The sequence below is a fragment of the Bacillus sp. FJAT-52991 genome, assembly GCF_037201805.1.
GTDB lineage: Bacteria > Bacillota > Bacilli > Bacillales > Domibacillaceae > Bacillus_CE > Bacillus_CE kandeliae.
The window spans coordinates 608,917-634,790 of sequence record NZ_CP147404.1 but is presented as its reverse complement, the minus strand read 5'-3'; the positions used below and the strand labels follow the sequence as shown (position 1 = coordinate 634,790).

Here is a 25,874-nt window from a genome sequence, read left to right as displayed (position 1 = left end):
AGGTGCCTGGCACTTAGTATTGTACAGGAAGATATTCGCCTTTTTTCATGGAGATATGTCCTGACTCATACAGTTTTCCATCAATCGTCAATATCACTTTTTCAGCATGATAATATTGACCAAACGTGTTGGCGATGCTTTGCAAAATCATCGACTCATAGCCAGCTCCCGCATTCATTTCTTTCATAAAGGCTTGATTTAAATCGATATATACGATGCCATCCTTATTTAAGTAGAGGCTATTGATTTTTGTATTTTTGGAGAAAACCTTTCCAAGTGGAGGGCTTACCGGCTGTTTATAAGTCTCCTCTAGCTTCTTTCTCGTGAGATCATTCGTCTTAAAACTAATTTTTTTCGTTTGGTCACTTAACTTCTCATCATCTATATTCGGATAAAAGAAACGAACCTCTTGAACAAACGGAACATTTTCCTCAACCTTGCTTAATGAAGAGCTGACTTCCATCTCCCCTGACCGAAAGACAGACTTCACTAAACCTATTCCTTTCGCATAGTAGTCCAATGTTTGACTATCCTTGTCTTTTGTCATCACTTCAATTGCCCGATAACTGCCTGATGGCGTATTAACCGAAGCAGCTGTATTGGTGATCTTTCTAATACGACCATCCTTTAGTTTCCAAGAGGTCCCTTTAACGAGCGGATCCATTAACAAGATTTCCTCCTCACCGCCTTTTGCTTTTAAAAGGTTTTCCCGGTAATAGGCTTCTTCTCTCGTTAATATCCTCTTCAGCTTCCCATCCTTTAACTGGATCACATTGGCCAAAACTGTACCGCCATTATCGATGCGTTGCTGCACTCGCCCTTTTTCAAGATAATCCACCATCACATGATAGGAGGCATATTCATTGCCTTTTCCCTCATAAACATACTTCACATTTTCAACCATCGGGAAATAATCCTCAATGTTCAATTTCCCCCGCACAGAAGCAGCCTTTTTTTGCTCCTTTTCCTTCCCATTATATCCTTGACTCGCTTCTTTCTCACTAGCACATCCAACGACCAGAACAAAGGTGAACACTAACCATATCACTGGAAAAAGTTTTTTCATGTGTTATTCCCCCCTCTATCCTTCTTGCTTCCTCGTTACTCTACTTTTACCCAATATCATTCCCTATTCAAACTATCAACCATAAAATATAACTTTCCTCATTGGGCACAACAAAAAAATAAAGTGCCAGCTTCAACGCCTGGCACTTTACTTCTCATTAAATTTAATCAATAATCCACAGACCGCACATGGAACTCTTCGCTCCGGTCCATTAAATCGACAAAAACCGAGGAGTGACAGGCACTCTATTGATTCGTTCTTCTTCTTTTGTTAACAACCATAAGGATAAGAGCAATGAATAATAAAGCAATACCAGCAGCTAACCAAGAGTACATATTGGTTGCTGTGTTAGGCAATTTATTCTTAGAATCAGATGGCTTATCATTAGGCGAATGGTTGTCGGAATTTCCAGAGTTTCCTTGATTATTAGTGTTCGAAGGATTCTTGTCAGGCTCATTAGTATTGTTGCCATTAGTACCGTTACCGTTATTATTGTTACCGTTCGTATCAGTACCATCAGCATCTTTACCAATCCCAGAGCCTCCACCGGAACTACTCGGTCCGTCATCGTTTTCTTTTTTGTTTGTAACAATCACTTTTTCGACTTCAGTTTGATCTTCTTTAATCGTAAACTCTACTTTTTCACCGTCTAAAATGTAGCCAGTTGGTGCTTTTGTTTCGACGAATTGATAGTCTCCTGGTTTCAAACCTGTTACAAGCAATTTACCTTCTTTATTCGTTGATAAATTTTCCTTAATCGGATTTTTATTTTGGTCTTCTAATCGGAATTCCGCACCTGCTAGCTTCAATTTTTCATCAGCTTCGTCTACTTTTGTTAGCTCGACAGCACTTTGAGCTGTTTTATTCTCAAAAGTGACATACAATGTTTCCTTCTGCCCTTTTTCAATCGTAAATTTAAGCGGCTTCGGATTTATTACATAACCTGTCGGAGCTTTCGTTTCGATGAATTGATAGTCTCCTGGTTTCAAGTCTGTTACAAGCAATTTACCTTCTTTATTCGTTGATAAATTTTCCTTGATCGGATTTTTATTTTGGTCTTCTAATCGGAATTCCGCACCTGCTAGTTTCAATTTTTTATCATCTTGATCCACTTTCGTTAACTCGACAGCACCTGTAGAAAGCTCATTTGTGAAGGTCACTTCTCTAATCTCCGTTTGATAATTGGCGATAGAAAAATGAACAGGTGTTTCATTCAACTCATAGCCGAACGGGGCTTCCGTCTCAACGAATTGGTACGTCCCTTGCTTCAAGTTTTTGACGACTAGTTTTCCGTTTTTATCCGTTGTTAAGCCTTCTTTAACAGTATTGCCGTATTGATCCTTTAACGTAAATACCGCTCCCTCTATTGGCTTTTTCGGATCGTCTTTATCTACTTTCGTTAACTCAACTTGGCCTTCATCCCACTCATAGCTTGGCCATTGAATCAATTCATTCTCAAACGTCACCTTCACGGTTTCTTTTTGGCTTTTATCAATCGTGAAATCAAGTGGCTTCGTATTTAAAACGTAACCTGCTGGAGCTTTCGTTTCCACGAATTGATAATTACCAGGTCTCAAATCTTTAACGAGCAATTTCCCTTTATCATCTGTTTTTAGCTTCTCTTGAATCACTTTACCGTCTTGGTTGATTAACTTAAATTCGGCATCTTTTAAAGGAATCTTAGCATTATCTTTATGAATTTTTGTTAATTTTACGGCCCCTGGAATTAATTTATTCTCAAAATCAACTTTCAATGTCTCTGTTTGACCTTTAGCAATCGTAAACTTCAGCGGTTTTGTATTTAGCTCATAATCTGCTGGGGCTTTTGTTTCAACAAATTGATAGTCGCCAGGGCGCAAGTCTTCAATGAGCAGCTTCCCTTCGTCATTCGTTGTTAACTTGTCTTTGATGACTTTTCCATCTTTATCTTGCAGTTCAAACTCCGCATCTTTTAAAGTGATTTTGTGATCATACTCGTCCACTTTCGTTAGTTCAACATCACCTAGCATGATCTTGTTTGTATGACTAACTTTATCGGTTTCTGTCTGATTCGGTTCAATCGTGAATGGAATCGGGGTCGCATCTAATTCATAACCGAACGGGGCTTTTGTTTCAATGAATCGATAATCACCCGGTTTTAAATCATTGATGACGATTTTCCCATTTTCATTTGTTTTCAGTTCAGAATAGGAAGTATCTTCGTAGTCTGCCCCATTGTGATACTGCAGCTTATACACGGCATCTGGTAGCAATATAGAAGAAAACTCATCATCCGTTTTGGTCAATTCCACTGAACGAATAATTTTCTTATTCTCAACCGTTTTATTGACTTCTGCTTTATCAATCTTCACTACTTGACCTGCTTCATGGATGCCAACTACGTATCCTTCAGGCGCAGAATCTTCTTTCAATAAATAGTCATCATACAATAAATTTTTAAATGTCACTTTTCCTTCTGCATCTGTTGTTGCGGTTTTAATAGCAATTTCACCTTTACTATCGTAAAGAGTAAAAGTCGCTCCAGGTAATAGTTTCCCATTATCAGCAGCATCCACCTTCGTGACTACTAAATTACCGGTATCGCCAGACCCTGTTCCACTACCGCCTGATAACTTAACGGCAAATTTTTCACTTGTTGTTGTTTCTTCATTAGTAATTTGTTCGCCTGTTAATTTCACATCATTCGATACCATATCTCCGTTTTTGGCATTAATAAACGTTTGATATTGTAAAATATAAGCTGAATCAATCTCATTCAGGAAGCTGATTTCAAATGATTGCTTATCGTCAGCATCTGTTTTGATTTCAAGTTTGTAGTCCTTATCTCTTTCTAGTTCTTCCCCTTTTGTTACCTTTCCGTCCTTATCAACCGTTGTTTTGTACAAGTGGAAAGAATTCTCTAATAGGATTAAGTTAGCACTTGGTGTATCTGTCACTTTTGCGTTAGAAATTTTTGACTGGCCTCGGTTAATATGAACCATCCAATCTACCAATTTCCCACTCTGTTTCGCTTCTTTATTGACATATTCCCCACCATGCTGAACCGATACGCTACCTTTTAAATCTGTCAACTTGTCGCTGCCGTCAAAAAGCGTAGCTGTATTTTCATATTTTTCTACAATCAGTTGATCCTCAAGACTTGTTTTATAGGTAATATAATATGGAGCTTCCATTTTTCCAAAATCAATTCGGAAGCCAGGATTGCCTGCTTGATCTTTAATGGAATAATCCACCGTATATTTACTTTCATCTACCTTATCACCTATTGTTACGCCGTCCGCTCCCCCAGTCAGTTCAACGTTATACACTTCCAGTGAACCTTCGACCAATTTCTGTCCTTGTAAAATGAAATCTTCCACTTTAGCGTCACTGATATTTTTCAAATTGTAATTGACACCAATTCCCCATGTAATTTCTTTTGTTTGTGCGTTATACGAACCATTTTTAAAACCGTTATCCGTTGTATACTGATCTGGATTGAATGTAGCTGTAGTTTCTTTGCTTTTCTCTGTTGATGTGCTTCCATCTGTCCAAACCATGCTGGCGTGATTGTCAAAACCAGTTATAGTTTTGTCCTTCTTCCAGTCGTTATCAAACTTTGTTTTATAAGTGATCGTATAACTTTCAGTAAGTGGCTCTAAAAACGTAATTGTGTAACCTTCTTGCCACGAACCATTTTTTGGTTCTAACTTATAATCTTTCCCCTTTTCTAATGTAGTGGAGCTATTATAAATCTTAAACGACTCTTCTATCAGTTCAAGGCCATCATTCGGGAATGTATCCGTTAAAACTCCATCTGTCATATTGAAGTTATTCCCATTTAATTGAATGACCCAATCAACTGTTTTGTCTTTATAATTCTCATTTCCAGACCGTTTGCGAAGAATTTCTTGCCATGTATCTTGTGTGGCGATTTTTTCTGTATCGTGGGACTTCACAGTATTGATAATTGGCCCGCCATCGAAAACTTGCTCCGTCGCGACTGTTTGATAAACAATTTTATAGGCGGATGAAATGTCTTGATTGAATTGTAACTTAAAGCCATTCTCATCCGTTTTTGTTTCATCTTTAAAGGTATACTCGGATGCAGAAATTTCTTGCTGGGAAGCCTCATTTCCATTCTCATCTAAGGTGACTTTATAAACCTTAATGTCACCTTTTAACTCATGACTCTTGGTGAAAAAGTCTTCAAGCCAAGCGTCATTTTGAGCGATATTTTTCTCGTTGTAGTTATATTTGATTTCCCAATCAATCGTTTGTGTCAAGGAATCATAGTTTGTTGCACTTTTTTCTAAAGGTTTTCCGCGGCTGACAGAAACTGTGCTAGTGGCATCAATATCCGCTACATTATCCCCTGATAAAATCGCTTTATTACTATACGATGTTTGATTGTGATCAGTAATCGCTGTTGTATATTTCACACGATACGCTTTATCAATCGTTTCATCTTTAAACTGAAGTTCAAAGTCTTTGCCATCTGCTGTTTTGACAATTTCGTATTTATCGGCTTCAACTTCTGTCCCTTCCGTTGTTGAACCGTCTAAATTTATATCTAACTCATAGACCTTAATGGAACTCGCTTGTAATTCTTGCCCATCTTGAATCGGATCTTTTAAAACGGCATGTGTAATCTTATCTAGTTGTTTATTGATATCAACCGTCCAATCGATCGTTTTCGCATTATAACCTGTATCAGGAACACCTGATTTATCAATTGTCTTACCTGGCTTCGGTTGAAAGTGAACAGGTATTTCTAGTTTTGTGTTTTCTGTAGGAAATTCAATGATTTGATTGGTACTACCTTGAAGTCTTTCACTGAATATGCTCCATATTTCAAGTTCTCCATAAATATCAGAGCGATCTGTAATCTTTTCATTAAACGTCATCGTCACTTTTCCGTCCTGTGTGACTTTAAACGTACCGACACTTCCACCGGATCCAGTAGCTAAATTTCCGTCAACCTCATTGAAAAGCTCAAATGCATCTGGTAATTGAAATTCAAATGTAGATCCGGCACCATACTTATGACCAATTGGGAGTCTCCACGAATAATGCACACCGACTTCTGTGCCTAAAAGTGGACGGTTATCCGGATTTTTCTCCCCATGAATTTCAATACCTTCTCTATTTGTTAATACAACATCTGTAATAATATTTTCCTGAATTTGCGTTACCTTTGCTGCTGGCTTCACTGGTAAAACAGGTACTTCATCGATGTTGACTTCTTTCTCTTCCTGATGGACAACTTTATCGTCTTCTACTGGTACTTCAACGTCTTTGTTTTCAACAGGTGTTTCAACATCTGATTGAAAGACCACATGAATCGTTTGCTCTTTGCCGTTGAGATCAAAAATAATTGGAAGCTTTTCACTCCCTGTTACAGCATTTTGATCAAATTCAGCTGGAATACTCAGCTTACCGCTAGCATCGGCTTGGCTTTCTGCTTCTTTATTAAAAGTAATCGTTACTTGACCATCCTGGCCTACATGGTAAGTGGCTATTTCTGTTTGATCACTTGTTAATAATGAACTATTTATTTCACTACTGATCTGAAAAACAGAAGGCAGATGGAAGGTAAATGTATCCCCTTCCTTCACAGCTGCATTCGAAATAGCCCATTCGTAATGTAAATCCACCTTTGCTTCTCGACTGGGCTTAAATTCTTGATTTTTGTCAGCATCGATCAATTGGCCGCTTTGGTCAGTCATTGTGACATTTGTCAAAATACTTCGGTCTAGTTCTTCCGCATTAATATGTGTGGGAAAACTTGTCCCATAAATAATATTTTGGAAGAAGAAAATAAATATTAAGCTAATTATACCTATCTTTCTTTTCATTCCTTTTTGTTACCTCCGTTACACCATAGGTTGACCTTATTACCCATACTTTCTAATTATGTATAGATTCAAATCTTACTATTAATATTTTTCACAACCGCAATTCAAACATAGCTGCAAATATTTCACAAGAAAAATATTGGTTTATTAATTAATAATAAACTATCAATCTTTACAATTTCTAAACATATCTTTAGTCGCTAATACTTGCGATGATCGCAGGTGAATCAACGGCTAAATTCACCCCTTTTAACCTATCTATGAGTAGAAGAAAGCTTGGTAAAAAGTAGTATCATATGTTTATCATTTATGATTTTAGCAGGATATATATTTTCCTAAATAATGACTTAACCGCAATTTTGAACGAAGATGAGGATATCGTTTTCTGAGAAGTCCTGATATGATGAATAAGAAATAATCAAGTCATCACTTTTTAGCGTGCAGATGAAAGATAGAAAGAGGAGATCATCTTGCTGAGATGGGTAAGAAACTTCACCTTTATGAGCGGAATTATTTTTATCGGTATATTTACTTATCAATTTTTACAAAGCGAAAAACTTCAGAATGATTCCATGCAAGAGGCAGAGACACGTATTGCAGCAAATAAAGAGGCGCAATCAAATCCAGACACCTTTAAAGTGAATGAAAACGAGGCTTTTTCTACGCTCGAAATTCCGAAGTTAGGAAAAGAGATACCTGTTGTTGAAGGTACAGATGCAGATGCACTAAGTAAAGGTATTGGACATTTGTCACAATCTGTTCTTCCAGGACAGGGAGAACAAATCGTCTTATCAGGCCATCGGGACACGGTTTTTCGAGAGTTCAATAAAATTGAGATTGGCGATACATTCATAGTACATATGCCATATGGCTCCTATTCATATGTCATCAAGGATACGGAGATCGTAGACGAAGATGATACATCTGTTATTAGAGAAATGGGAGAAGAAGTGCTTGTTGTAACAACTTGTTACCCATTTAGATTCGTAGGCAATGCTCCAGAACGCTTCGTAGCTTATGCCTACCCGGTACAGAATACAAATTAATCCTTTATCATATTTCTATTTCACCTAAAAATCCTATCTTTTCTGTCTATTTCCCACAAAAAATAAAGTGCCAGCTTCGATGACTGGCACTTTACTTCTCAGCAAATTTAATAAATAACCGTTCCTCTTCAATTACTCCACAAACCGCGCATTGCACTCTTCGCTCTGGTCCATTATAAGCGATATGCAAAGGTCCCGGATCACTCATACTTTCCATTACATCACCCGTCTGTGGATCTAACTTCACTGCACGGGCCACTTGCTTAATAATATTAAAACGCGACCGATTCGTTTGACAATTTGGGCAACAATAACGAGTACTCATAAAAACCCCCTATTATACATAATCACCTTTAGGATGCCCGAAAGCTTACATTGTATTCAGAGGTGAATCGACAAAAACCGAGGAGTGACAGGCAAAGCGATCGTGCATGCACGATCGCTTATGCTTCATCCATTTCATTTTCTAAAAAACCATTTACTTTCAGGACGATCGCGCGGTGTTAAATTTAAGATGAAGTAGCAAATAATTAAAATTAAGATGACGAGTGAGTAAAATAACGTATTCAGCGCGTCGTCATGATCAACGATGATCAATCGTATCATTGCAGTAATACCGATATAGAGGAAATAACGCAGCGGAAAATGGTACTCCTCTTTGAAATACTTTACAATCATTGCAATAAACTCAAAGTATAAAAAGAAAACCAGAATATTCGCTAAATATAATTGATGATTAACCTGCCCATCAGTTAGTAAAATATGACTGAAAGCAAACAGCTCTTTGATGAGTAAAAAAGACAAAATGATGGCAAGAAAAACAAGTGAAACATTTAATAAAACTTGTTGCACCTTTGGAAACACACGCAAAAAGAAACTATACCCTTGTTTAATTTTTTGCATCCATTCCTCTCCCTTCCATATCTCATGATAAAAAATAGCCGATTTCATTTCTGATGTAATTTTATCATAAAATCAATGTTTTGAAGTTCACCACCATGCAAAAAAGTCCATGTTTGAATACGTTAATGTATTCAAACATGGACTTTTCATTCTATAATATTCCCCTCAACAACAATCCCAATTGTACATCACATTAGAAAAATCAAGCTTCTCTAAATCTTCTTTTTTAATAAAGAAATTGCCGACTCCACTATCTCCCCACATAATGTCGAGATCATCATCTGTGTCGATTTGAAGCAATAGAATATTATGCTGTTGGTATTTTTCTTCATAGCTACGCGGATCTTCTTGAGTGAAGAAAGGATAGCCGCCGATTTTAGCACCAGTACCGGCGAAGCATTCGGCATATACGTCCCAAAGTTCAGTTCCGTCATTCGTCTTCTGCTCTAAGTCGATCGAAAGTTGCTCAAAGCGATAGTCCTCATCGGAAATCGGCTCTTCATCTAACGTAAAGGATAGCTTACCTTCTTTTCCAACAGGAAAATATTCCTCGTCGTCCTCTTCCATATAGCTGAAATCGGTCACAAGTTCAGACTCATCCATCGTAATGTCTGAGTGATAAAGAATTCGGAAGTTGGTTTGATCTGTTGGATTATCAAAGTCCATGCCAAACAAATCATCATTACCCGCAATATAAAATTGCAAGATACCCTTTTCTGGAAAGTGTTCGATGCTCGGCACTTCTGCAAAGTTAATTTGTGCTAACAAACGGAGCGGCACGCCATGTTCATCTTTTGGATGTTCGATATGTTTTGGCAAATACGGATGACCTGCAAATTTACTTTCAAAAAGAGTAGTAGGTGTGCAGCTTCCTTCTATTCTTACAATTGGCTGGATCGACTGTTCTAGTTCCTGACGATATGGCTCTAATTCCTTTGGCAAATCAATTTTATGTTGGATGGACATGGATCCTCTTCCTTTCTCTCGATCAAATTTTAGTTAATATAGAAACGTATGTTCTTACTTTAACGAATTTATTGATTAAGTTCCACCTTTATTTTTCGACAAAAATCGAGCAGTGACAGGCACCTTCCACTTGATCCCAAGGCACGCTATAGCCTTGGCCTTTGGAGCAGAAGATCGAAGAGGAAGTATAGTCGGGATCAGCGTCTTTGTTGTAGGCAATTTTTTCGATCACTTCCGCTTCATTATGGCAGCGGTCGTAGCCGCCAAAGTTTAAGTGAATCCGTCCTTTTCCTTGAGTGAATGCTACAAGCTCAGTGCTGTAGTGCATGAACGTCGCGACGGGAACTTTTCCGGTTAAGATAGCTTTATTGCCCTCTGTCATCGGCGGATCAAAAGAGCCATGGGCTGTTTGAATATCTGCCAATACTTTTCCCATTTGGTCCACATCCACTTTGATTTTAAACTGATAAACAGGCTCTAACAAAATGTTCGTCGCTTTTTCAAGACCTTGTCTTAAGGCACGAATGGTCGCCTCGCGAAAATCTCCACCCGATGTGTGCTTCGAATGAGCGCGTCCCGTAAGCAGAGTCACTTTTACATCCGTTAATGGAGAACCCGCCAATAGTCCTCGGTGTTCCTTTTCAAATAGATGATGACGAACAAGGTTTTGGTTTCCAACCGGCAAATCATTGGCATGGCAAGTGTTTTCAAAGCTAATGCCGCTGTTTCTTGCGGCAGGCTCTAATGTTAGATGTACCTCGGCGTAATGACCGAGCGGTTCAAAATGACCGTATCCTTTCACTGCTGTTTCAATCGTTTCTTTATATAAAATGTTTGGTTCTGCAAAAGAAACATCGAATCCGAAACGTTCTTGAATGACTTGTTTTAACACTTCGAGCTGAATCGGCCCCATCACATGAATGTGAATTTCTTGCAAATGCTCATCCCAAGTAACAGCTAATGAAGGGTCTTCTGCATCTAATAATTGAAAACAGCGAAGCACTTCTTTTATATGAAGATTCGTCTCGTTATTAACTTTTGATTTTAAGGTTGGGACCATTTCATATACCGCTTTTTCTGTTAACGCACCTACGCCATCCCCAGCAGCTGCCTTCGATAATCCGACAACGGCAAACAGCTCGCCAGCCACTACTTGATCGACTGCTTGGAATTTTTGACCGTTGTACTTTCTGATTTGCGTAATCTTTTCCGTCCCACCGCTATAGTTGATTTCATCACGTACACGCAAAGTACCGCTCAATGCCTTAATGAACGTGATCCTCGTGCCATTATCCTCATGACGAACTTTGTACACTCGACCAGAAAACGGCTCTGCTTCTGGAAAATGAGTGTCCGTTAGCTGATCGAAAACGTCAAAAAATTCACTGACGCCGAGATCTTGCAAAGCTGAGCCACTGGCACATGGAAACAACTGATTGTTTTGAATCGATTTCTTCATCGTCGCCAGCCACAAATCCGGTTGATAGCCTTCCTCCATATATTGTTCTAACAGCTGTTCATCCCGCTCTGCCAAAAATTCAATCATCTCTTCGTTCATCTTATTCGGATGAAAAGAGTCTGCGATTTCACAAATATCCGGAGAAAATTCGCTCTGCAGTTCTTCCAATACGCGGTCAATATCGGCCCCGATACGATCGATTTTATTAATAAAGAAGAACGTCGGAATATTGTGTTTGCGAAGCAGCTGCCAAACCGTTTCCGTATGACCTTCGATTCCTTCCACCGCACTAATCAGCACGATCGCATAATCTAACACTTGGATGGAGCGTTCCATCTCTGAAGAAAAATCGACATGCCCCGGATTATCAATTAAATAATAAGTCGAGTCACAGTAAGTCATCACGGCTTGATCAGCAAACACCGTAATCCCTCTTTGTCGCTCTAACGCATGATGATCTAGAAACGCCTCTTGATGATCGACCCGGCCCCTTTGTTTAATGCTCTTCGTGTGATACAAAAGTTGTTCAGAAAAAGTCGTCTTTCCGGCATCGACATGTGCCAAAATACCAATTGTTTTATTCATTCAGTCACCTCTATCATCCCTTTTCAATCTATAAAGAATTATATCAAAATAGGCGGCATGATTTGGAATGAAAAAAACCGCCTCAAGTAACGGCGGTTTTTCAGTATTCATTCGACAAAAATCGAGGAGTGACAGGCACCTCGCTTACACCCAGCCAAATCCCCTCACAACTTGTGCCACAACGAACGTAACAGCGATAGCAATCGCAGTCGGCAAAGCAAAAGCCACAAAGGTCCATTTCTTGCTTTTTGTTTCTTTGTAAATATTGATAAGTGTAGTTCCGCATGGGAAGTGAAGCAGTGAAAATAGCATCATATTTAATGCGGTTAGCCACGTCCAGTTGTGATCGAGAAAAATTTGCTTAATCGCGTTTAAGTCCTCAACTTCCGTCATCGCACCAGTTGATAAGTAGCCCATCATCAAGATCGGCAACACAATCTCATTCGCTGGCATTCCTAAGATAAAAGCCATTAAGATAAAGCCGTCTAATCCTAATGTTTGAGCAAAGGGATCAAGGAAGTTGACGATATGCATTAACACACTCGTATCCCCAATAAAAATATTGGCGGCGATCCAAGTAAACACGCCGGCAGGGGCCGCAATGATGACCGCTCTTTTTAATACGAACAATGATTTATCCAATGTCGCACGAATAACGGTATTCCAAAATTTCGGACGGCGATAAGGAGGTAGCTCCAATGTATAATGAGTCGGGACTCCCTTTAAAGCTGTTTTCGATAATACCCATGAAACGGTTAACGTCACAACGATGCCGAAAAGTACCATGCCCATCACAACGCCAGCCGTGACCAGCGTGCCCATCGTTCCAGAAAAACCAGTCGCCATAAATAAGGAAGCAAGCAAGATTAACGTCGGCCATCGACCATTACAAGGAACAAAGTTATTCGTTAAAATCGCTAGCATCCGCTCACGTGGCGATTCAATAATTCTCGTCGACATGATCGCCGCCGCGTTACAGCCGAATCCCATTGCCATCGTTAACGATTGTTTTCCATGTGCTCCGGCTCCTTTAAATAATCGATCCATATTAAAGGCAACACGCGGAAGGTATCCGTAATTTTCCAACAAGGCAAACACCGGGAAAAAGATGGCCATCGGCGGCAGCATCACACTTACTACCCAAGCAGTTCCCCGATAAAAACCGAGCACAAGCACACCGTATAACCAATCCGGCGCATTCATCCAAGCGAAAAAGGTCGTTAAATACCCTTCAAACCAGTTAAACATATCCGCAAGCATCCCCGAAGGAACGTTTGCCCCAGCAATCGTAAGATAAAAAATGATACCTAACATCGAAAGCATAATCGGGAAACCCCATATTTTCGAGGTGAAAATCTTATCAAGCTTTTCCGTTTGTTTCACTTTCTCCAGATCTTTATAAGCGACCGCTTTCTTACAAATCTCTTTTGATGTTTCATACATATTAGTGACGACTTCATCACGAATCCCCTCATTAGACAATGATTGGGCTAACTGAAACAGTTCATTATAATTGGTGGGTGTTTGTTTGATAAGCGATGTCATGTTGCCTTTCCCCCTTCTGTTGTCTCCCTTTTTTGTCAAAATAAGCTTGGAATAGAGATTCATCCCCATCAAGAAGACGTAAAGCTAACCAACGTGCCGGAATGTCTAGATCGAATATTTTTTCAATAGAAGGAATCAACATAGCAATCTTTTCTTCTATTTCTTGAGAGTACTCCATTCGGTAAGGAGCGTTCGTAATCTTTCCCTCAATCATGCGGTCGACCGTATCTAGTAACTGGTCGATCCCCACTTTATTACGAGCGGAAATTTTGATCACTGGAACGCCAAGTTTATTCATTAACGCTCGCTCATCAATGAAAATCCCCTTTTTCGTCGCTTCATCAATTAAGTTAATACATACAATCACCTTGTCGGTCATCTCTAATACTTGCAGTGCTAAATTTAAATTCCGTTCAATCGAAGTAGCATCCAATAGGACAATGGTCAGATCTGGACGTTCCAAGACGATATAGTCTCTAGCCACCTCTTCATCAGCTGAGTTGGAAAAAAGTGAATACGTCCCAGGTAGATCAATGATCGTGTAGTCTTTCCCCTTAAAGGAAAATTCTCCTTCTGCATGCATCACTGTTTTCCCTGGCCAATTGCCTGTGTGTTGTTTCAATCCTGTCAGCCCATTGAACAACGTGCTCTTCCCGACATTTGGGTTACCTGCTAAAGCAATTCTATACTTCACTTCTAACCACCTCCCCGTAAATTTTAGAGCTCTCTTCTTTTCGAAGCGCAATCGTCGTATGACTAACCCAAAAGGCCATCGGATCGCCAAGTGGACTTTTTTGTAAAATTTTTACCTCAGCCGATGGTACAAACCCTAAATCTAGTAGTCTTCTTCTCATCGTACCTGTAATATCGAGCTGATTGATTTTAATCACGTCACCGATTTTCGCTTCATTTAGAGCAATGAACTGGCTCATCATCCTGTACCTCCATCCTATATTTTGGACGACTATCACAAAGTTTCCTTAGTGCAAATTTTTGATATCTTTATCATATGCATCAATTTTTCACATGTCAAACTTTTTTTAAAAAATTAATCTTCAATCTTTTTATCATTGCGATCTAGACAATATTTCACTAATATAAATGGTAGAAAAGTAAATTATAGGAGGTTGCATCATGAAGCAAACAAGCATCCCACCATATGTTCATGAAATCGACGGAGAAATGTGGTTGATCGAGGACGATCGCGACAATTTAAAAGTGAGCTATCGAATTAAAGAAATGATCTATACCGCGCAATCGCCGTTTCAACATATTATGATTGTGGATACGTATGATTTTGGCAGAATGCTAGTGTTAGATGGAGTTGTTCAATCAACTGAACAAGATGGGTATATTTATAATGAAATGATTACCCATGTGCCATTACATATCCATCCTCATCCAAAAAAAGTATTAATTATCGGAGGAGGAGATTGCGGTGCTGCAAGAGAAGTCATTAAGTACAAACAAGTGGAAGAATTGTATTTTTGTGAAATTGATGAATTAGTTGTCCACGCGAGCAAGGAGCATTTGACAGGCGTGTCAGCCGGACTTGAGGATGAACGCGTCCGCTATCTTTTCGCAGACGGAATTCAGTATATGAAGGATCATAAAAACGAATTCGATGTCATCATTGTTGACTCGTCAGACCCTGTTGGACCAGCGACACAATTATTTGAATTTGATTTTTACGAAAATGTGTTTCACGCACTAAAAGAAGATGGCTTAATGGTTTGTCAAAGTGAATCTCCTTTGTTTTATCGCGAGGTCATGGAAAACACATATCGCTCGTTGCAGCAATTATTCCCGATTACAAAGCAATATTTAGCGGTAGTTCCAACGTATCCAGGAGGACTATGGAGTTTCACTCTTGCCTCTAAACAGTATGAGACATTCATTACACCAGATTTCGAGCAAACGACGAAATACTTCAATCAAGAGATTTTACAAGCAAGCTTTGCATTGCCATCATTTATGAAGAAATGAAGATAAGGCTGCCTAATTAATCATTAATCGGGCAGCCTCTTTCCATTTTACTGTGGATTTATATTCGACAAAAACCGGGGAGTGACAGGCACCCCTCGAATAAGGAGAGAGATGTGTTGAAATTAAAGTTGATCGTTACAGGAGCTTGTTTGGCGGCTGTGTTATTTATTGGCGCTTGCTTTGTTTTTTTGAACAATTTTCAAGCGAATGATACTGCCCCTGCCACAAATCCTCCTTCTAAGCTCTCTACTACTAGCCCCACAAGTCACAAAATAGAGGATGTACCATTGATTTTACAAAATCCAGAATTAAATAGAGGGTGTGAAGTGACGAGTTTAGCGATGCTGCTCAATTATTATGGAGAAGAAGTAGACAAAATGGAGTTAGCAGACAAGATTACCAAGGAGCCTTTTAAACAAGGCAACTACAAAGGCAATATGCATCAAGGTTTTGTTGGCGATATCGCAACGTTTAATCGTAGCGGTCTAGGTGTATATGTGGAGCCGATCATCGCTTTAACGAAACAGTATGTGAATGAAGATCGGTTAATTAATCTAACTGGCCAAACCCCAGAAGATTTATATGCACAGATTAATAAGGAGCGACCTGTTTGGGTGATTATTAATGCCGAGTATAAAAAACTGACAGAAGATCAATTTGAAACTTGGCCGACAGCTGAAGGAACGATGAAAGTTACTTATTACCAGCACAGTGCTGTAATCACTGGCTATGATGAACAATTTGTCTATGTGAATGACCCTTTGAAACAAGAAAAAAATATTAAAATCCATCGTACAGATTTTGAACAAGCGTGGATTCAAATGGGCCGACAAGCAATGACAATTACAGAAAGTTAACATGACATACAAAAGACAAAAGCCGCCATCTACTGGCGGCTCTCACTTTTTCATCATTAAAAACTTCCACTTATCGATTATTCGACAAAAACCGAGGAGTGACAGGCACCTCTACTCATCCTTAAATGCCTTTTGAATAATGTAGTACGATTGTTTCAGTCTTTCTTCGTAGATTGGTTCGTTCCATGTGTCCCATGTGTATGTTTGCATCGTTGGAATTTCGTTGTTTTTCATTTTTGGTAAGGAGTCCATGACTTGGCCGTTTTCTACCCAGACGAGACCAGCTTGGATTCCGTCGATTTTTTTGTCGGCGGTTAAGCCTTGCTTGTATAGATCTCCCATGACCTCTCGCTGGCTCGGGTCTTTTACGTTTAACAATAACCACGGAATTCTCACTTCGATTACGCCATCTTTTTCATTAATATAATAATCGGCTAAAGAATCGTAATCCGCTGCATCCGGATTGCCATTGCCATGACGTAATTTTCCTGTTTCATAATCACTAAAAGGAATAACCTCCCCTGTGCTTGGAATCATCAATTCTTTATTTAATGCGAATTTCTGCGGGTGGAAGATGCCGCTATTTTTCGATGGAAGCGGTGGCTGCGGCTGCAGCATATTTAACGTTTGTCCATATTGATACGTAAAAAAGTCATAATACGAATCCACAAGGACACGTGAATCATCCTTCCCGTTCAAAGTAATCATAAAATCCACATCATCTTGGAATGACACATCTTTTATCGTCGTTGAACGATGATTCCCTTGATCCGCTAACGTATTCAACAATATAACCGGATTTCCCTTCTGTGCAGCGTCCTTGTTGATTCGGAAATATAAATAACGTTCATCATGATCGACATACAAGCCATCTTCATTTTGATATAACGGATTCGTGCCTTTCCAATCCTTTGTTTGTCCGTCTACTTTGATCTTATTCCGATCAAAACTAAGAAGCCCAAATTGTTGCTCATTCGTTTGGGAATTGGACCAAAATGGCCGGCGATTCGGATCGTCATAATCCATCGTATTCCATGTCCGCTTGAACCACTCATCTTGCCAAGTGAAAACAAGACCACCTAGCATGCCTTCATGAACAATATCCTCGTACATGTCGACAACGATTTCGCCTTGTTCTTTTTCAGACAACATTCCTTGCGTTCGACCAAATGGATTATCATGTGTTAAACCGCGTGATGCTGGAACACCAAACTCAGCAATTAAAATCGGCATCTCATGTGCTTTGTGCAAATCATGTAAATAGGCCGCGTAACTATTTTTCTCCCCTCGATGGTCCACGTAGTTTAAATACTCTTCTTCATAGTTAAAGAAGTCTGGATAATATGGATACACATGATAAGAAGCAAATTGATTCGTTTTCTTCATATCACCTTTTGCTTCAATCACATTAGGATTGACACCGACTAGATCCTCATCTTCATTCGGTTCAGATGGATGTGACAATATATCTGTCGTTACCCAGTTCGTAAAGCTAACTGGACGCACCCAATTATACTTATCTTTCTCATAAGTAACTAATGTATCCATTTGTTTCGCTAACCAATGCTCAAAAGGAGTTCCGTTATTCGTTTGAAAATACGTTCCGTTATAATCACCCATCCCTTGATGTTGATCATTCGTATTCTTCACCATTTCCGGATACCACTCAATACCGATAATCCAGCCAATCACATAAGGTGAGATATCAGCGTCATACACACCAGAGGCATGGCCTGGACGTGGCTCGACAACAGCATTTCCGTGAATAACATCAGTGATTCGCTTCATTTCTGCTTGAAATTCATCCGTATGTTGATTCGAAAACGCATCGAGCGTATCGACAAGTGATTGTTCTTCAATCCACACTCCGTGAAAAACATAAATCGGATCTTTATGTTCTTCATTATAGCGTTTTAATGCATGATAAAAGCCAGGAGGATGTAATGTATACACCCGGATGGAATTGGCGCCCATCTCTCCAATATATTTGAACCAACGATAATATTCTTCTTCCGTAATCGCGGCTTCACCAGGAAACGTCCCCGGTTTTCCCATTCCGATATTCACGCCTTTAATCGGCAACTTCTTCCACTCATCGCCAACACGAACTTCAAATGAGTCATTGACTACTCTTGATGTATAAGCCGTTTCTTTACTTTTTTTAGCAGGTGGCTTTTGAGGAGCATCTGCCTTTGCATGATCAGCCTCTTCTAAAAGCACTTTCATCATTGGTACATACGTTTGCCAAAAGAATTGTTCATCAGCATTTTTGCTAAAGACTTTTTTCATCCAGTCGTACCCTTTAAATTGATAGAATTGAGGAACTTGACTAATATCATTGAAATCCCCAGCGAAATAATAACTAGACGTCTTCCCATGAGTGGTTTCTATCACACTCGCAAACTTAAGCGGGATATCATTCTCCTTCAATATCTCTTTACCTTCATTCGTCAAATTCCAATTATAATAAGCTAGCGCTTCTCCTCTTGCTTTCGGCGTCACAATATCGAACCAATATTGATAGTTAGCACTTTTTTTCAAGCCAAATTTCTCATGTCCTTGTTTAGTGAACTTCATATCGATCCCATTGCCGTTAAAATGCTTATTCTCTTCTAACACAACTACCTTATTGCTGACGTCATCGATTAAAATATATCCCGCTCCAGAATAACGCCATTTGTCTCCAAAACGTTCAACAATCCATTGAGGAATTTCCATGTTCTTCTTTGGATCAAGTTCATCAAAATAGCGACCGGTCCACCCTGACCATTCAAGCTGAAGGTAATCCTCCATGCTTTTTCGCACCTCTTCTTTTGTTGGAGAGGCAAGAGAATTAAACTCAGCGATAAAAGTAGCAGGTTTATTCTCATTTAATCGCTGTAAAATCGTTTGCCATTCCTCCATCTCTAACCCGCCATAAACGAGCTTGGAACGTGCTCCCTCTCGTTCTTTTTCGATCCAAGGTAGATCTTCTTCGTAAACACCGTATGTATCCGCCAAATAAATGAAATCTGCCTCGGCAAATGATTTCGGAAAAGAATGTATATGATAAGATTGATCTTGCTCATTTGGCTCGAACCCGACATAATCAGAGGCCGCCTCAAAAGGAGTTCCCTCATTGTTTACATATTTAAAATAATTTAACACCCAAGAAATGCCAAGATGCTCCCGATATGATTCATCAGGAACCGTTTTATCAATAATAGCGACCTCTAGTGGTTTTTGATCGTCGAAAAACCAGAGAATCATAGGCATTGCTAAAACAATTATTCCTATAAATACTGCTAGTAATATTTTTTTCATTCGACTATTCCTTTCTTGAATATCTTCTAACAGACAGAACTGAATACAGAATAACTATATTCCTTTACTATCCAATTTCCCAATCCTCTCCCTCTACTAATTATTTAGTCTTTATTACTTATTTTATATGAAAACTTCTAGCCTTTACACAAAATTCGATATTTACATGCGTCTCTAAATAAATAAAGGCGAAGCTACAAACATTAGCTTCGCCTGCCTTATTTATATGAACAATTTTTTCGAACAATCTTCCTTTGTCTATCATAGCTACCGCCTTATCACATATTGACCATGCCTGTCGGTTTGTTCTCGTCACGTTTCCAAAACAACTGGACCATCAGTAAAGCAACAAACAAGATCAGTCCTGTGACATCAGATATTCTTTCAGGATAAATCAATAATAGTCCAGCAATAATGGAAAAAAACCGCTCCCACCATTGCAGTTTACGCATCCAAAAGCCGATAATACCAGCTCCAATCGCAATCATTCCAGATAATGCAGTGAAAACAACCCACACAAGCTGCCACGGCGTTGTATCAATCATTAATAGCTGTGGAGACAGAACAAACACATATGGAATAATAAAGGCGGCAATCGCCAGTTTAGCTGATTGAATTCCCGTTCGAATCGGTTCTCCCCCTGATACTCCCGCAGCGGCAAATGCGGCTAAAGCGACCGGCGGAGTAATGTCTGCGATAATCCCAAAATAAAACACGAATAAGTGAGCAGATAAATCAGGCACGCCCAGTAAAATAATCGCTGGCGCGGCAATTGTTGAAGTGATGACGTAATTTGCTGTCGTTGGTGAACCCATCCCAAGAATAATTGAAGCAATCATCGTTAAAAACAGTGTTGGAAGTAATAATCCTCCAGCTAAATCTAATAGCCCATTCGCTAGCTTTAGGCCAAGTCCTGTTTTCGTGACGATTCCAACAATGATCCCTGCGGCCGCTGTTGCTGCGGCGACGCTTAAAGCGGTTCGTGCTCCGTCTACTAATGCCAAAATAATATCCTTCCATTTCATATTTGCCGCTCGATTGATAAAGCCCACAATAATCGAAAGAAGAATTGAGTATAAGGCGGCATGTGTCACGGTTACACCTACCATTAACAACACAATAACTGCAATGATCGGAAGGAGCAAATACAATTGTTTAAATATTTCTTTCCGATTTGGCATCTGCTCTTTTGTTAACCCTTTTAACCCGATCCGCTTCGCCTCAAAGTGCGTCATAATCCAAATCCCTGTAAAATACAGTACAGCAGGGATGGCAGCGGCCTTAGCAATGTCCCAATACGTGATTCCGCCTCCGATAAATTCAACCATCAAGAAAGCTGCGGCCCCCATAACCGGCGGCATTAATTGACCACCTGTTGATGCAGCGGCTTCCACAGCTCCCGCAAACTCTTTTTTATAGCCGAGCTTTTTCATCATGGGAATGGTAAATGCACCGGATGTCACCACATTAGCGACTGAGCTTCCGCTAATCGTTCCTTGCAACGCACTTGAAAAAACCGCCACCTTAGCTGGTCCTCCTATGCTTCTTCCAGCAACCGCCACCGCCAAATCATTGAAGTATTGCCCGACACCAGTTTTTACAAGGAAGGATCCAAATAAAAGGAATAAGAAGATAAAGGTTGAGGACACGGCTAACGGAGTCCCTAAAATACCTTCCGTCGTAAAAAACATCGTTTGGATCAGTCGCTCTAAACTCAAGCCACTATGCGATAGGAAATCAGGCATGTAAGGACCGAAATAGCCGTACGCTAAAAACAAGATCGCAATAATCGTAATCGGCAAACCAACCGCTCGACGTGTCGCTTCTAACACAAGCAAGGTAGCTAACAGCCCCGTATAAAAATCTATTTGCGTTAAAATACCCGCACGCATCACAATCTCATCAATATTCACTGGCCAGTACAATCCAACGTACACTCCCAAAATAGCTAACACGATATCATACCATGCAACTTGAAGCTTCCCTATTTTTCGCTTTTTTCGATTGGCTGGATATAATAGAAAAATTAATGATAGGGCAAAGCCCAAGTGGACAGAGCGTTGAATTTGTGCGGTAAACACACCAAAAATGGCTGTATAGAGTTGAAATAATGAAAAGGCCAATAATCCAAAAAAGACGATGTTTCCAAGAACGCCTGTCAGCTTCCTCGTTCCTGCTTCTACATCATATTTTTCTAGTAGCTCCTGCTGTTTTTCTTGAGATAACGTTTCAAACGACTCCTTACTCATCGATATTCACTCCTTTCAACTGCTGCCAAAGACTGAGCCGCTTCGGCTGAATTCGTACCCACGCCCCTGAAGATAGATGGTCGGATAATCGATAAACCTGTCCTTCATAATTGATTTGATGCTCTGCCTTCACTTGACCGATGCGTAAATCAATAAAAGGAAAGACTCGATTCATGTTCGTAATGAAATATTTTCCGTTTTTCTTTATAAATATTTCCTCACCTTCTGCATTAGAAGGCATTCCAATCGCAAATTGTTCATACTGCAATTCCGTCTGAACAATTTGCTCATCTTTCAGTTGATACGTTTCCACCACATCTGTTAGATGAATGGAATGCGTGTATTGAATTTGAAAGGATCTGGATGTTTGAATCGGTAGGTAGGCGAGCAATTCATTGGTATTTTCAAACGAGAAGGCGATGACCGGGCGATAAGGGAAAAAGAAAAGAAAACCACTGAATAGAAGAAGAGGAACAAAAAGCAACCCTATTTTACGGATCATTAGCTCCCCTCCTCTGCTCACCTTTTATGGCAAAAATGATAGACCGAGAGCATTCAGCCTATCATTTTCACGTTTGTGCGGTTTATCCCGCATTAACGGGCTGTAAAACCCCCACTGATTGAAGTTTCACTTTATTTAGATATTCCTTTTTCTTTGAAATACTTTTCAGCACCAGGGTGTAATTTCAAGTCTCCCAAGCCTTCTAGTGCTGTTTCTGCTTTAATTAATTCGCCTTTAGCATGAGTAATTTTGTCTGTATGATCAAAAATAGCTTTCGTAATGTTGTAAACGCTTTCTTCATCTAATGTATCACCGACAACAAGCATCGCCTTCACCGCAACAGTTGGTACATCTTCAGTGATTTTATACGTGCCTTTTGGAACAGTATCCTCAGCGTAATATGGATATTTTTTAATTAATGCTTGAGCTTTGTCTTTTTCAATCGGGATAATTTTGATCTCTTTTTGCGCAGAAAGGGCTTCGACAGCTCCTGTTGGTGTACCAGCTGTAATAAAGGCCGCATCAATACTTCCGCTTTGAATGCCATCTGTTGATTCATCAAAGGATAGATCCTGCTTTTTAATATCGTCAAAAGATAAACCATATAGTTCTAAAATTTGTTGAGCATTTGGAGCGGTTCCTGACCCAGGTGCTCCGACAGAAACGGTTTTTCCTTTTAAATCACTGACTGATTTAATGCCGCTGTCTTTTGTTGTCACAATTTGAATTGTCTCTGGATAAAGAGTTCCGATCCCTTGAAAGTTTTCAATTGGCGCTCCTTTAAACATTTCCTTTCCACTCACAGCATAAGAAGCAATATCCGTTTGCGTAAAGGCGATATCGACATCTCCATTTTTAATCGCTGTTAAGTTCTCTGCAGACGCACCTGATGATTGGGCATTTGCTTCGATCCCAGTATGATCCGTAATAATATTGGCCATCGAGCCGCCAAGTGGGTAATAAGTGCCTCCTGTGCCACCAGTTGCAATGCTAATGTTCTTACTGTTTCCTTCTTTCTTTGCCTCTCCACCTGTTTCTTTTTCCCCATTACTACACGCAGACACGACCAGCATAAAGGCGAAGACCATCACCAAAAACAAACGGTTACTCCATTTTTGCAACACCAATTCCCCCTTCTCTCCATATTTGTACATAAATTACAACATTATAATAACACAGACTCCAAGTTAATTGTCAAATTATTCTTAATATTTTAACAACAAAATACCTATTATGATTTTTATAAAATAAAAAGCCGCCTAAACAATAGACGACTTTTACGATATATCTCAATGATTCGACAAAAATCGAGCGGTGCCTGTCACCTCCCGAATGATTCCTTTTTCGGTGATAATGGCGGTAACCAGACTATGATCCGTAATATCAAAGGCCGGGTTGTATGTTTTGATGTTCGGTGGCGCCATTGGCTGTTCATACCATTGGGTGGTGATTTCTTCTGATTTTCGTACTTCAATCGGAATGTCAGCGCCGGTTGCACAATTCAAATCGATGGTCGAAGTCGGTGCACACACATAAAATGGAATGCCATAATGCTTCGCTAAAATCGCTAAGCCTGATGTACCAATTTTATTAGCTGTATCCCCGTTAGCGGCCACGCGATCACAGCCGACGAGCACTGCTTGCACCTTACCTTCTTGCATCACAATCGACGCCATGTTATCACAAATTAACGTGACATCAACGCCAGCCTCCTGTAATTCCCATGCGGTTAAGCGCGCTCCTTGTAAAAGCGGTCTCGTTTCATCAGCATACACACGAAAATCATAACCTCGCTCCTGTCCTAAATACATCGGAGCTAGCGCCGTCCCGTATTTAGCGGTAGCAATCGTCCCTGCATTGCAATGAGTGAGCAGTCCCCAGCCAGGTTCCAGCAAGGACAAAGCATGCTCTCCAATTGCCAAGCATACTTTCTCATCCTCCGCGCGAATTGCTTCTGCCTCTTCTTTCATTGCTTGCTTGATGTCATCGACCGTTTGATCCGCTTCCGCCTTTAACCGGTCTTCCATTCGCTGAAGCGCCCAAAATAAATTAACTGCAGTTGGCCGCGAAGACGCTAAATACTGCTTAACCTTCGCAAATTCCTCGCTCAATTCAGCAAAAGAAGCCGCCTCGGACTTCTTCACACCTAAATAAACACCATAAGCAGCAGCAATCCCAATGGCTGGCGCTCCCCGCACTTTCAAATGATAGATCGCCTCCCAAATCTCTTCTACCGTAGATAATCGAAAAAACACCTTTTCATTAGGTAAAAGCGTCTGGTCAAGCAAAACTAAACAGCTATTTTCATCATCGAGCCGCACGGATTGAATCGCTTCCATGACCCTCTACCCCTTTCACGCTATGCCGCAGTATTTGAACAAAATCATCTCCTGTTCGAATCGTTGAACGTTCTAAAATAAACGTTTTCCCGGCTGTTAAACAGATTTTTTCTGCTGTTATGCGATGCTCGGCATTCGTAATCGAAGTCAAATCCTTCACATGAGCAATGCCAATCACTCGCCGGCAAAGCTCAAGCCCTACGACAGCAGCCGTGTCTTCAAGAATAGAATCAAGATACGATTCTTTAAATCCAGGAAGAATCGCCGTTTGTTCGGTTACTTTTTCATCCCAAAGCTGAAGAAATTTCTCGGAAAAAAGCTGAATCATTTTACTGATCGTCTCTTCTAAATATCGTAAATAATCTTCTCGCATCCCACTTTCTTCTATTGTATACTCCGAATGGACATACGCAAAAATCAGATTCGCTACGACATTGCCGACATCATAGCCAGCTGGCCCGTAGAAAGCAAACTCCGGATCAATAATTTTTGTTGAATCCTCTTTGACAAATATCGAGCCTGTATGCAAATCCCCATGAAGCAACGATTGGGATTTCGTCATAAAATCAAATTTTAGCTTCGCTGTTTCTAATCTTAATCTTCTATCATTCCAAATCTCTTCCTGAACAAATTCCTTCGTCCCTTCAAACACATCATTTTGCTCGCAATCATAAAACGGCTCTGTATAGACTAAATCTTCCGTTATTTCACATAGCTCCGGATTCGTAAATTGCTGGACAAGTGCTTTTTTCTTCTTATGCTCCATCACTACATCTGATGTTAAAAGCAATGTCCGTACTAGAAATGTCGTTATATGATCAGCAAACAAAGGAAACTTCCGCCTTTTTAACAAAGCTGAACGCAAAATTTCATGATCAGATAAATCATCCATAACACAGCAATTCATAATCGGATCATATGAATACACCTTTGGCACAAAGCCTGAGGCTAATTCCCCCTGTAATGCTAAAATCTCGCTTTCAATGCGATTGCGATCTGGAGAAAGCTTAAAGGCATCCGAAATCCGTGCCACCGGTCCCGCTTGCTTAATAATGATCGACTGACCACTTTTTTGTTCGGCTACTCGAAACACGTAGTTTAAATTGCCATCCCCAATTTCCTGACATGTTAATTCCGCATCCTTAGGAAAAATGTTCAGCTTACTTTGCGCATATTGCACCGCCTCTTCTTCGTTCATTGTAAAATAAGCCGACGTAAAATCTTTCAACTA

General features: G+C 39.9%; 18 protein-coding genes. 3 read left to right on the top strand and 15 right to left on the bottom strand.

Going from position 1 to position 25,874, the window contains the following annotated elements; all coding sequences use genetic code 11:
- Positions 1–13 precede the first annotated feature (13 nt).
- Positions 14–1,066: a GerMN domain-containing protein gene (locus WDJ61_RS03345; protein WP_338753142.1), complete on the bottom strand. Its 1,053-nt coding sequence runs from the start codon at positions 1,064–1,066 to the stop codon at positions 14–16.
- Between the two features lie 245 nt (positions 1,067–1,311).
- Positions 1,312–6,903 carry a SpaA isopeptide-forming pilin-related protein gene (locus WDJ61_RS03340; protein WP_338753141.1) on the bottom strand — a complete coding sequence of 1,864 codons (5,592 nt, stop codon included), beginning with the start codon at positions 6,901–6,903 and terminating at the stop codon, positions 1,312–1,314.
- 473 nt (positions 6,904–7,376) lie between these two features.
- On the opposite strand from WDJ61_RS03340, the gene WDJ61_RS03335 reads away from it, so the two are divergent.
- The gene (locus WDJ61_RS03335) at positions 7,377–7,949 is read left to right on the top strand and encodes a class D sortase (protein ID WP_338754685.1); all 573 of its coding nucleotides are present in this window, start codon (positions 7,377–7,379) and stop codon (positions 7,947–7,949) included.
- Between the two features lie 91 nt (positions 7,950–8,040).
- Here WDJ61_RS03335 and WDJ61_RS03330 read toward each other — a convergent pair whose 3' ends face one another.
- The 7 genes from WDJ61_RS03330 to WDJ61_RS03300 all read right to left on the bottom strand — a co-directional run bounded on the left by WDJ61_RS03330 (position 8,041) and on the right by WDJ61_RS03300 (position 14,342).
- Complete coding sequence (locus tag WDJ61_RS03330; protein WP_338753138.1) at positions 8,041–8,274, bottom strand: DNA alkylation repair protein; 234 nt, start codon at positions 8,272–8,274, stop codon at positions 8,041–8,043.
- Between the two features lie 134 nt (positions 8,275–8,408).
- Positions 8,409–8,852, bottom strand: a complete 444-nt coding sequence (gene psiE, locus WDJ61_RS03325; protein ID WP_338753137.1) for a phosphate-starvation-inducible protein PsiE — start codon at positions 8,850–8,852, stop codon at positions 8,409–8,411.
- Between the two features lie 165 nt (positions 8,853–9,017).
- Positions 9,018–9,818 carry a YwqG family protein gene (locus tag WDJ61_RS03320; protein ID WP_338753136.1) on the bottom strand — a complete coding sequence of 267 codons (801 nt, stop codon included), beginning with the start codon at positions 9,816–9,818 and terminating at the stop codon, positions 9,018–9,020.
- Positions 9,819–9,906: 88 nt separating this feature from the next.
- Positions 9,907–11,862 carry a translation factor GTPase family protein gene (locus WDJ61_RS03315; RefSeq protein WP_338753134.1) on the bottom strand — a complete coding sequence of 652 codons (1,956 nt, stop codon included), beginning with the start codon at positions 11,860–11,862 and terminating at the stop codon, positions 9,907–9,909.
- Between the two features lie 144 nt (positions 11,863–12,006).
- Positions 12,007–13,407, bottom strand: coding sequence for a nucleoside recognition domain-containing protein (locus WDJ61_RS03310; RefSeq protein WP_338753132.1), 1,401 nt, complete (start codon positions 13,405–13,407; stop codon positions 12,007–12,009).
- Positions 13,370–14,101: a FeoB small GTPase domain-containing protein gene (locus WDJ61_RS03305; RefSeq protein ID WP_338753129.1), complete on the bottom strand. Its 732-nt coding sequence runs from the start codon at positions 14,099–14,101 to the stop codon at positions 13,370–13,372. Before WDJ61_RS03305 ends, WDJ61_RS03310 begins: the two co-directional genes overlap by 38 nt.
- A complete protein-coding gene (locus WDJ61_RS03300; protein ID WP_338753127.1) occupies positions 14,091–14,342 on the bottom strand; it encodes a FeoA family protein in 252 nt (83 codons plus the stop codon). Before WDJ61_RS03300 ends, WDJ61_RS03305 begins: the two co-directional genes overlap by 11 nt.
- A gap of 199 nt (positions 14,343–14,541) precedes the next feature.
- Between WDJ61_RS03300 and speE the strand changes: the two genes are divergently transcribed.
- Both speE and WDJ61_RS03290 read left to right on the top strand, forming a co-directional pair.
- The gene (gene speE / locus WDJ61_RS03295; RefSeq protein ID WP_338753125.1) at positions 14,542–15,393 is read left to right on the top strand and encodes a polyamine aminopropyltransferase; all 852 of its coding nucleotides are present in this window, start codon (positions 14,542–14,544) and stop codon (positions 15,391–15,393) included.
- A 113-nt stretch (positions 15,394–15,506) separates the two neighbouring features.
- Complete coding sequence (locus WDJ61_RS03290) at positions 15,507–16,250, top strand: C39 family peptidase (RefSeq protein WP_413789050.1); 744 nt, start codon at positions 15,507–15,509, stop codon at positions 16,248–16,250.
- A gap of 111 nt (positions 16,251–16,361) precedes the next feature.
- On the opposite strand, the gene WDJ61_RS03285 is transcribed toward WDJ61_RS03290, so the two are convergent.
- From WDJ61_RS03285 to mtnK, 6 genes are all read right to left on the bottom strand, one after another.
- Entirely contained in the window at positions 16,362–19,553 is a 3,192-nt protein-coding gene (locus tag WDJ61_RS03285) for a hypothetical protein (RefSeq protein ID WP_338753121.1), read from the bottom strand.
- 278 nt (positions 19,554–19,831) lie between these two features.
- Positions 19,832–21,802, bottom strand: coding sequence for a TRAP transporter permease (locus WDJ61_RS03280; protein WP_338753119.1), 1,971 nt, complete (start codon positions 21,800–21,802; stop codon positions 19,832–19,834).
- Positions 21,795–22,304 carry a DUF1850 domain-containing protein gene (locus WDJ61_RS03275; RefSeq protein WP_338753117.1) on the bottom strand — a complete coding sequence of 170 codons (510 nt, stop codon included), beginning with the start codon at positions 22,302–22,304 and terminating at the stop codon, positions 21,795–21,797. The genes WDJ61_RS03280 and WDJ61_RS03275 overlap by 8 nt, the downstream gene beginning before the upstream one ends.
- Positions 22,305–22,435: 131 nt before the next feature.
- Positions 22,436–23,425 carry a TAXI family TRAP transporter solute-binding subunit gene (locus WDJ61_RS03270; protein WP_338754683.1) on the bottom strand — a complete coding sequence of 330 codons (990 nt, stop codon included), beginning with the start codon at positions 23,423–23,425 and terminating at the stop codon, positions 22,436–22,438.
- Between the two features lie 168 nt (positions 23,426–23,593).
- Complete coding sequence (gene mtnA / locus WDJ61_RS03265) at positions 23,594–24,643, bottom strand: S-methyl-5-thioribose-1-phosphate isomerase (protein ID WP_338753115.1); 1,050 nt, start codon at positions 24,641–24,643, stop codon at positions 23,594–23,596.
- Positions 24,612–25,871: an S-methyl-5-thioribose kinase gene (gene mtnK / locus WDJ61_RS03260; RefSeq protein ID WP_338753113.1), complete on the bottom strand. Its 1,260-nt coding sequence runs from the start codon at positions 25,869–25,871 to the stop codon at positions 24,612–24,614. The genes mtnA and mtnK overlap by 32 nt, the downstream gene beginning before the upstream one ends.
- Positions 25,872–25,874: the final 3 nt, after the last annotated feature.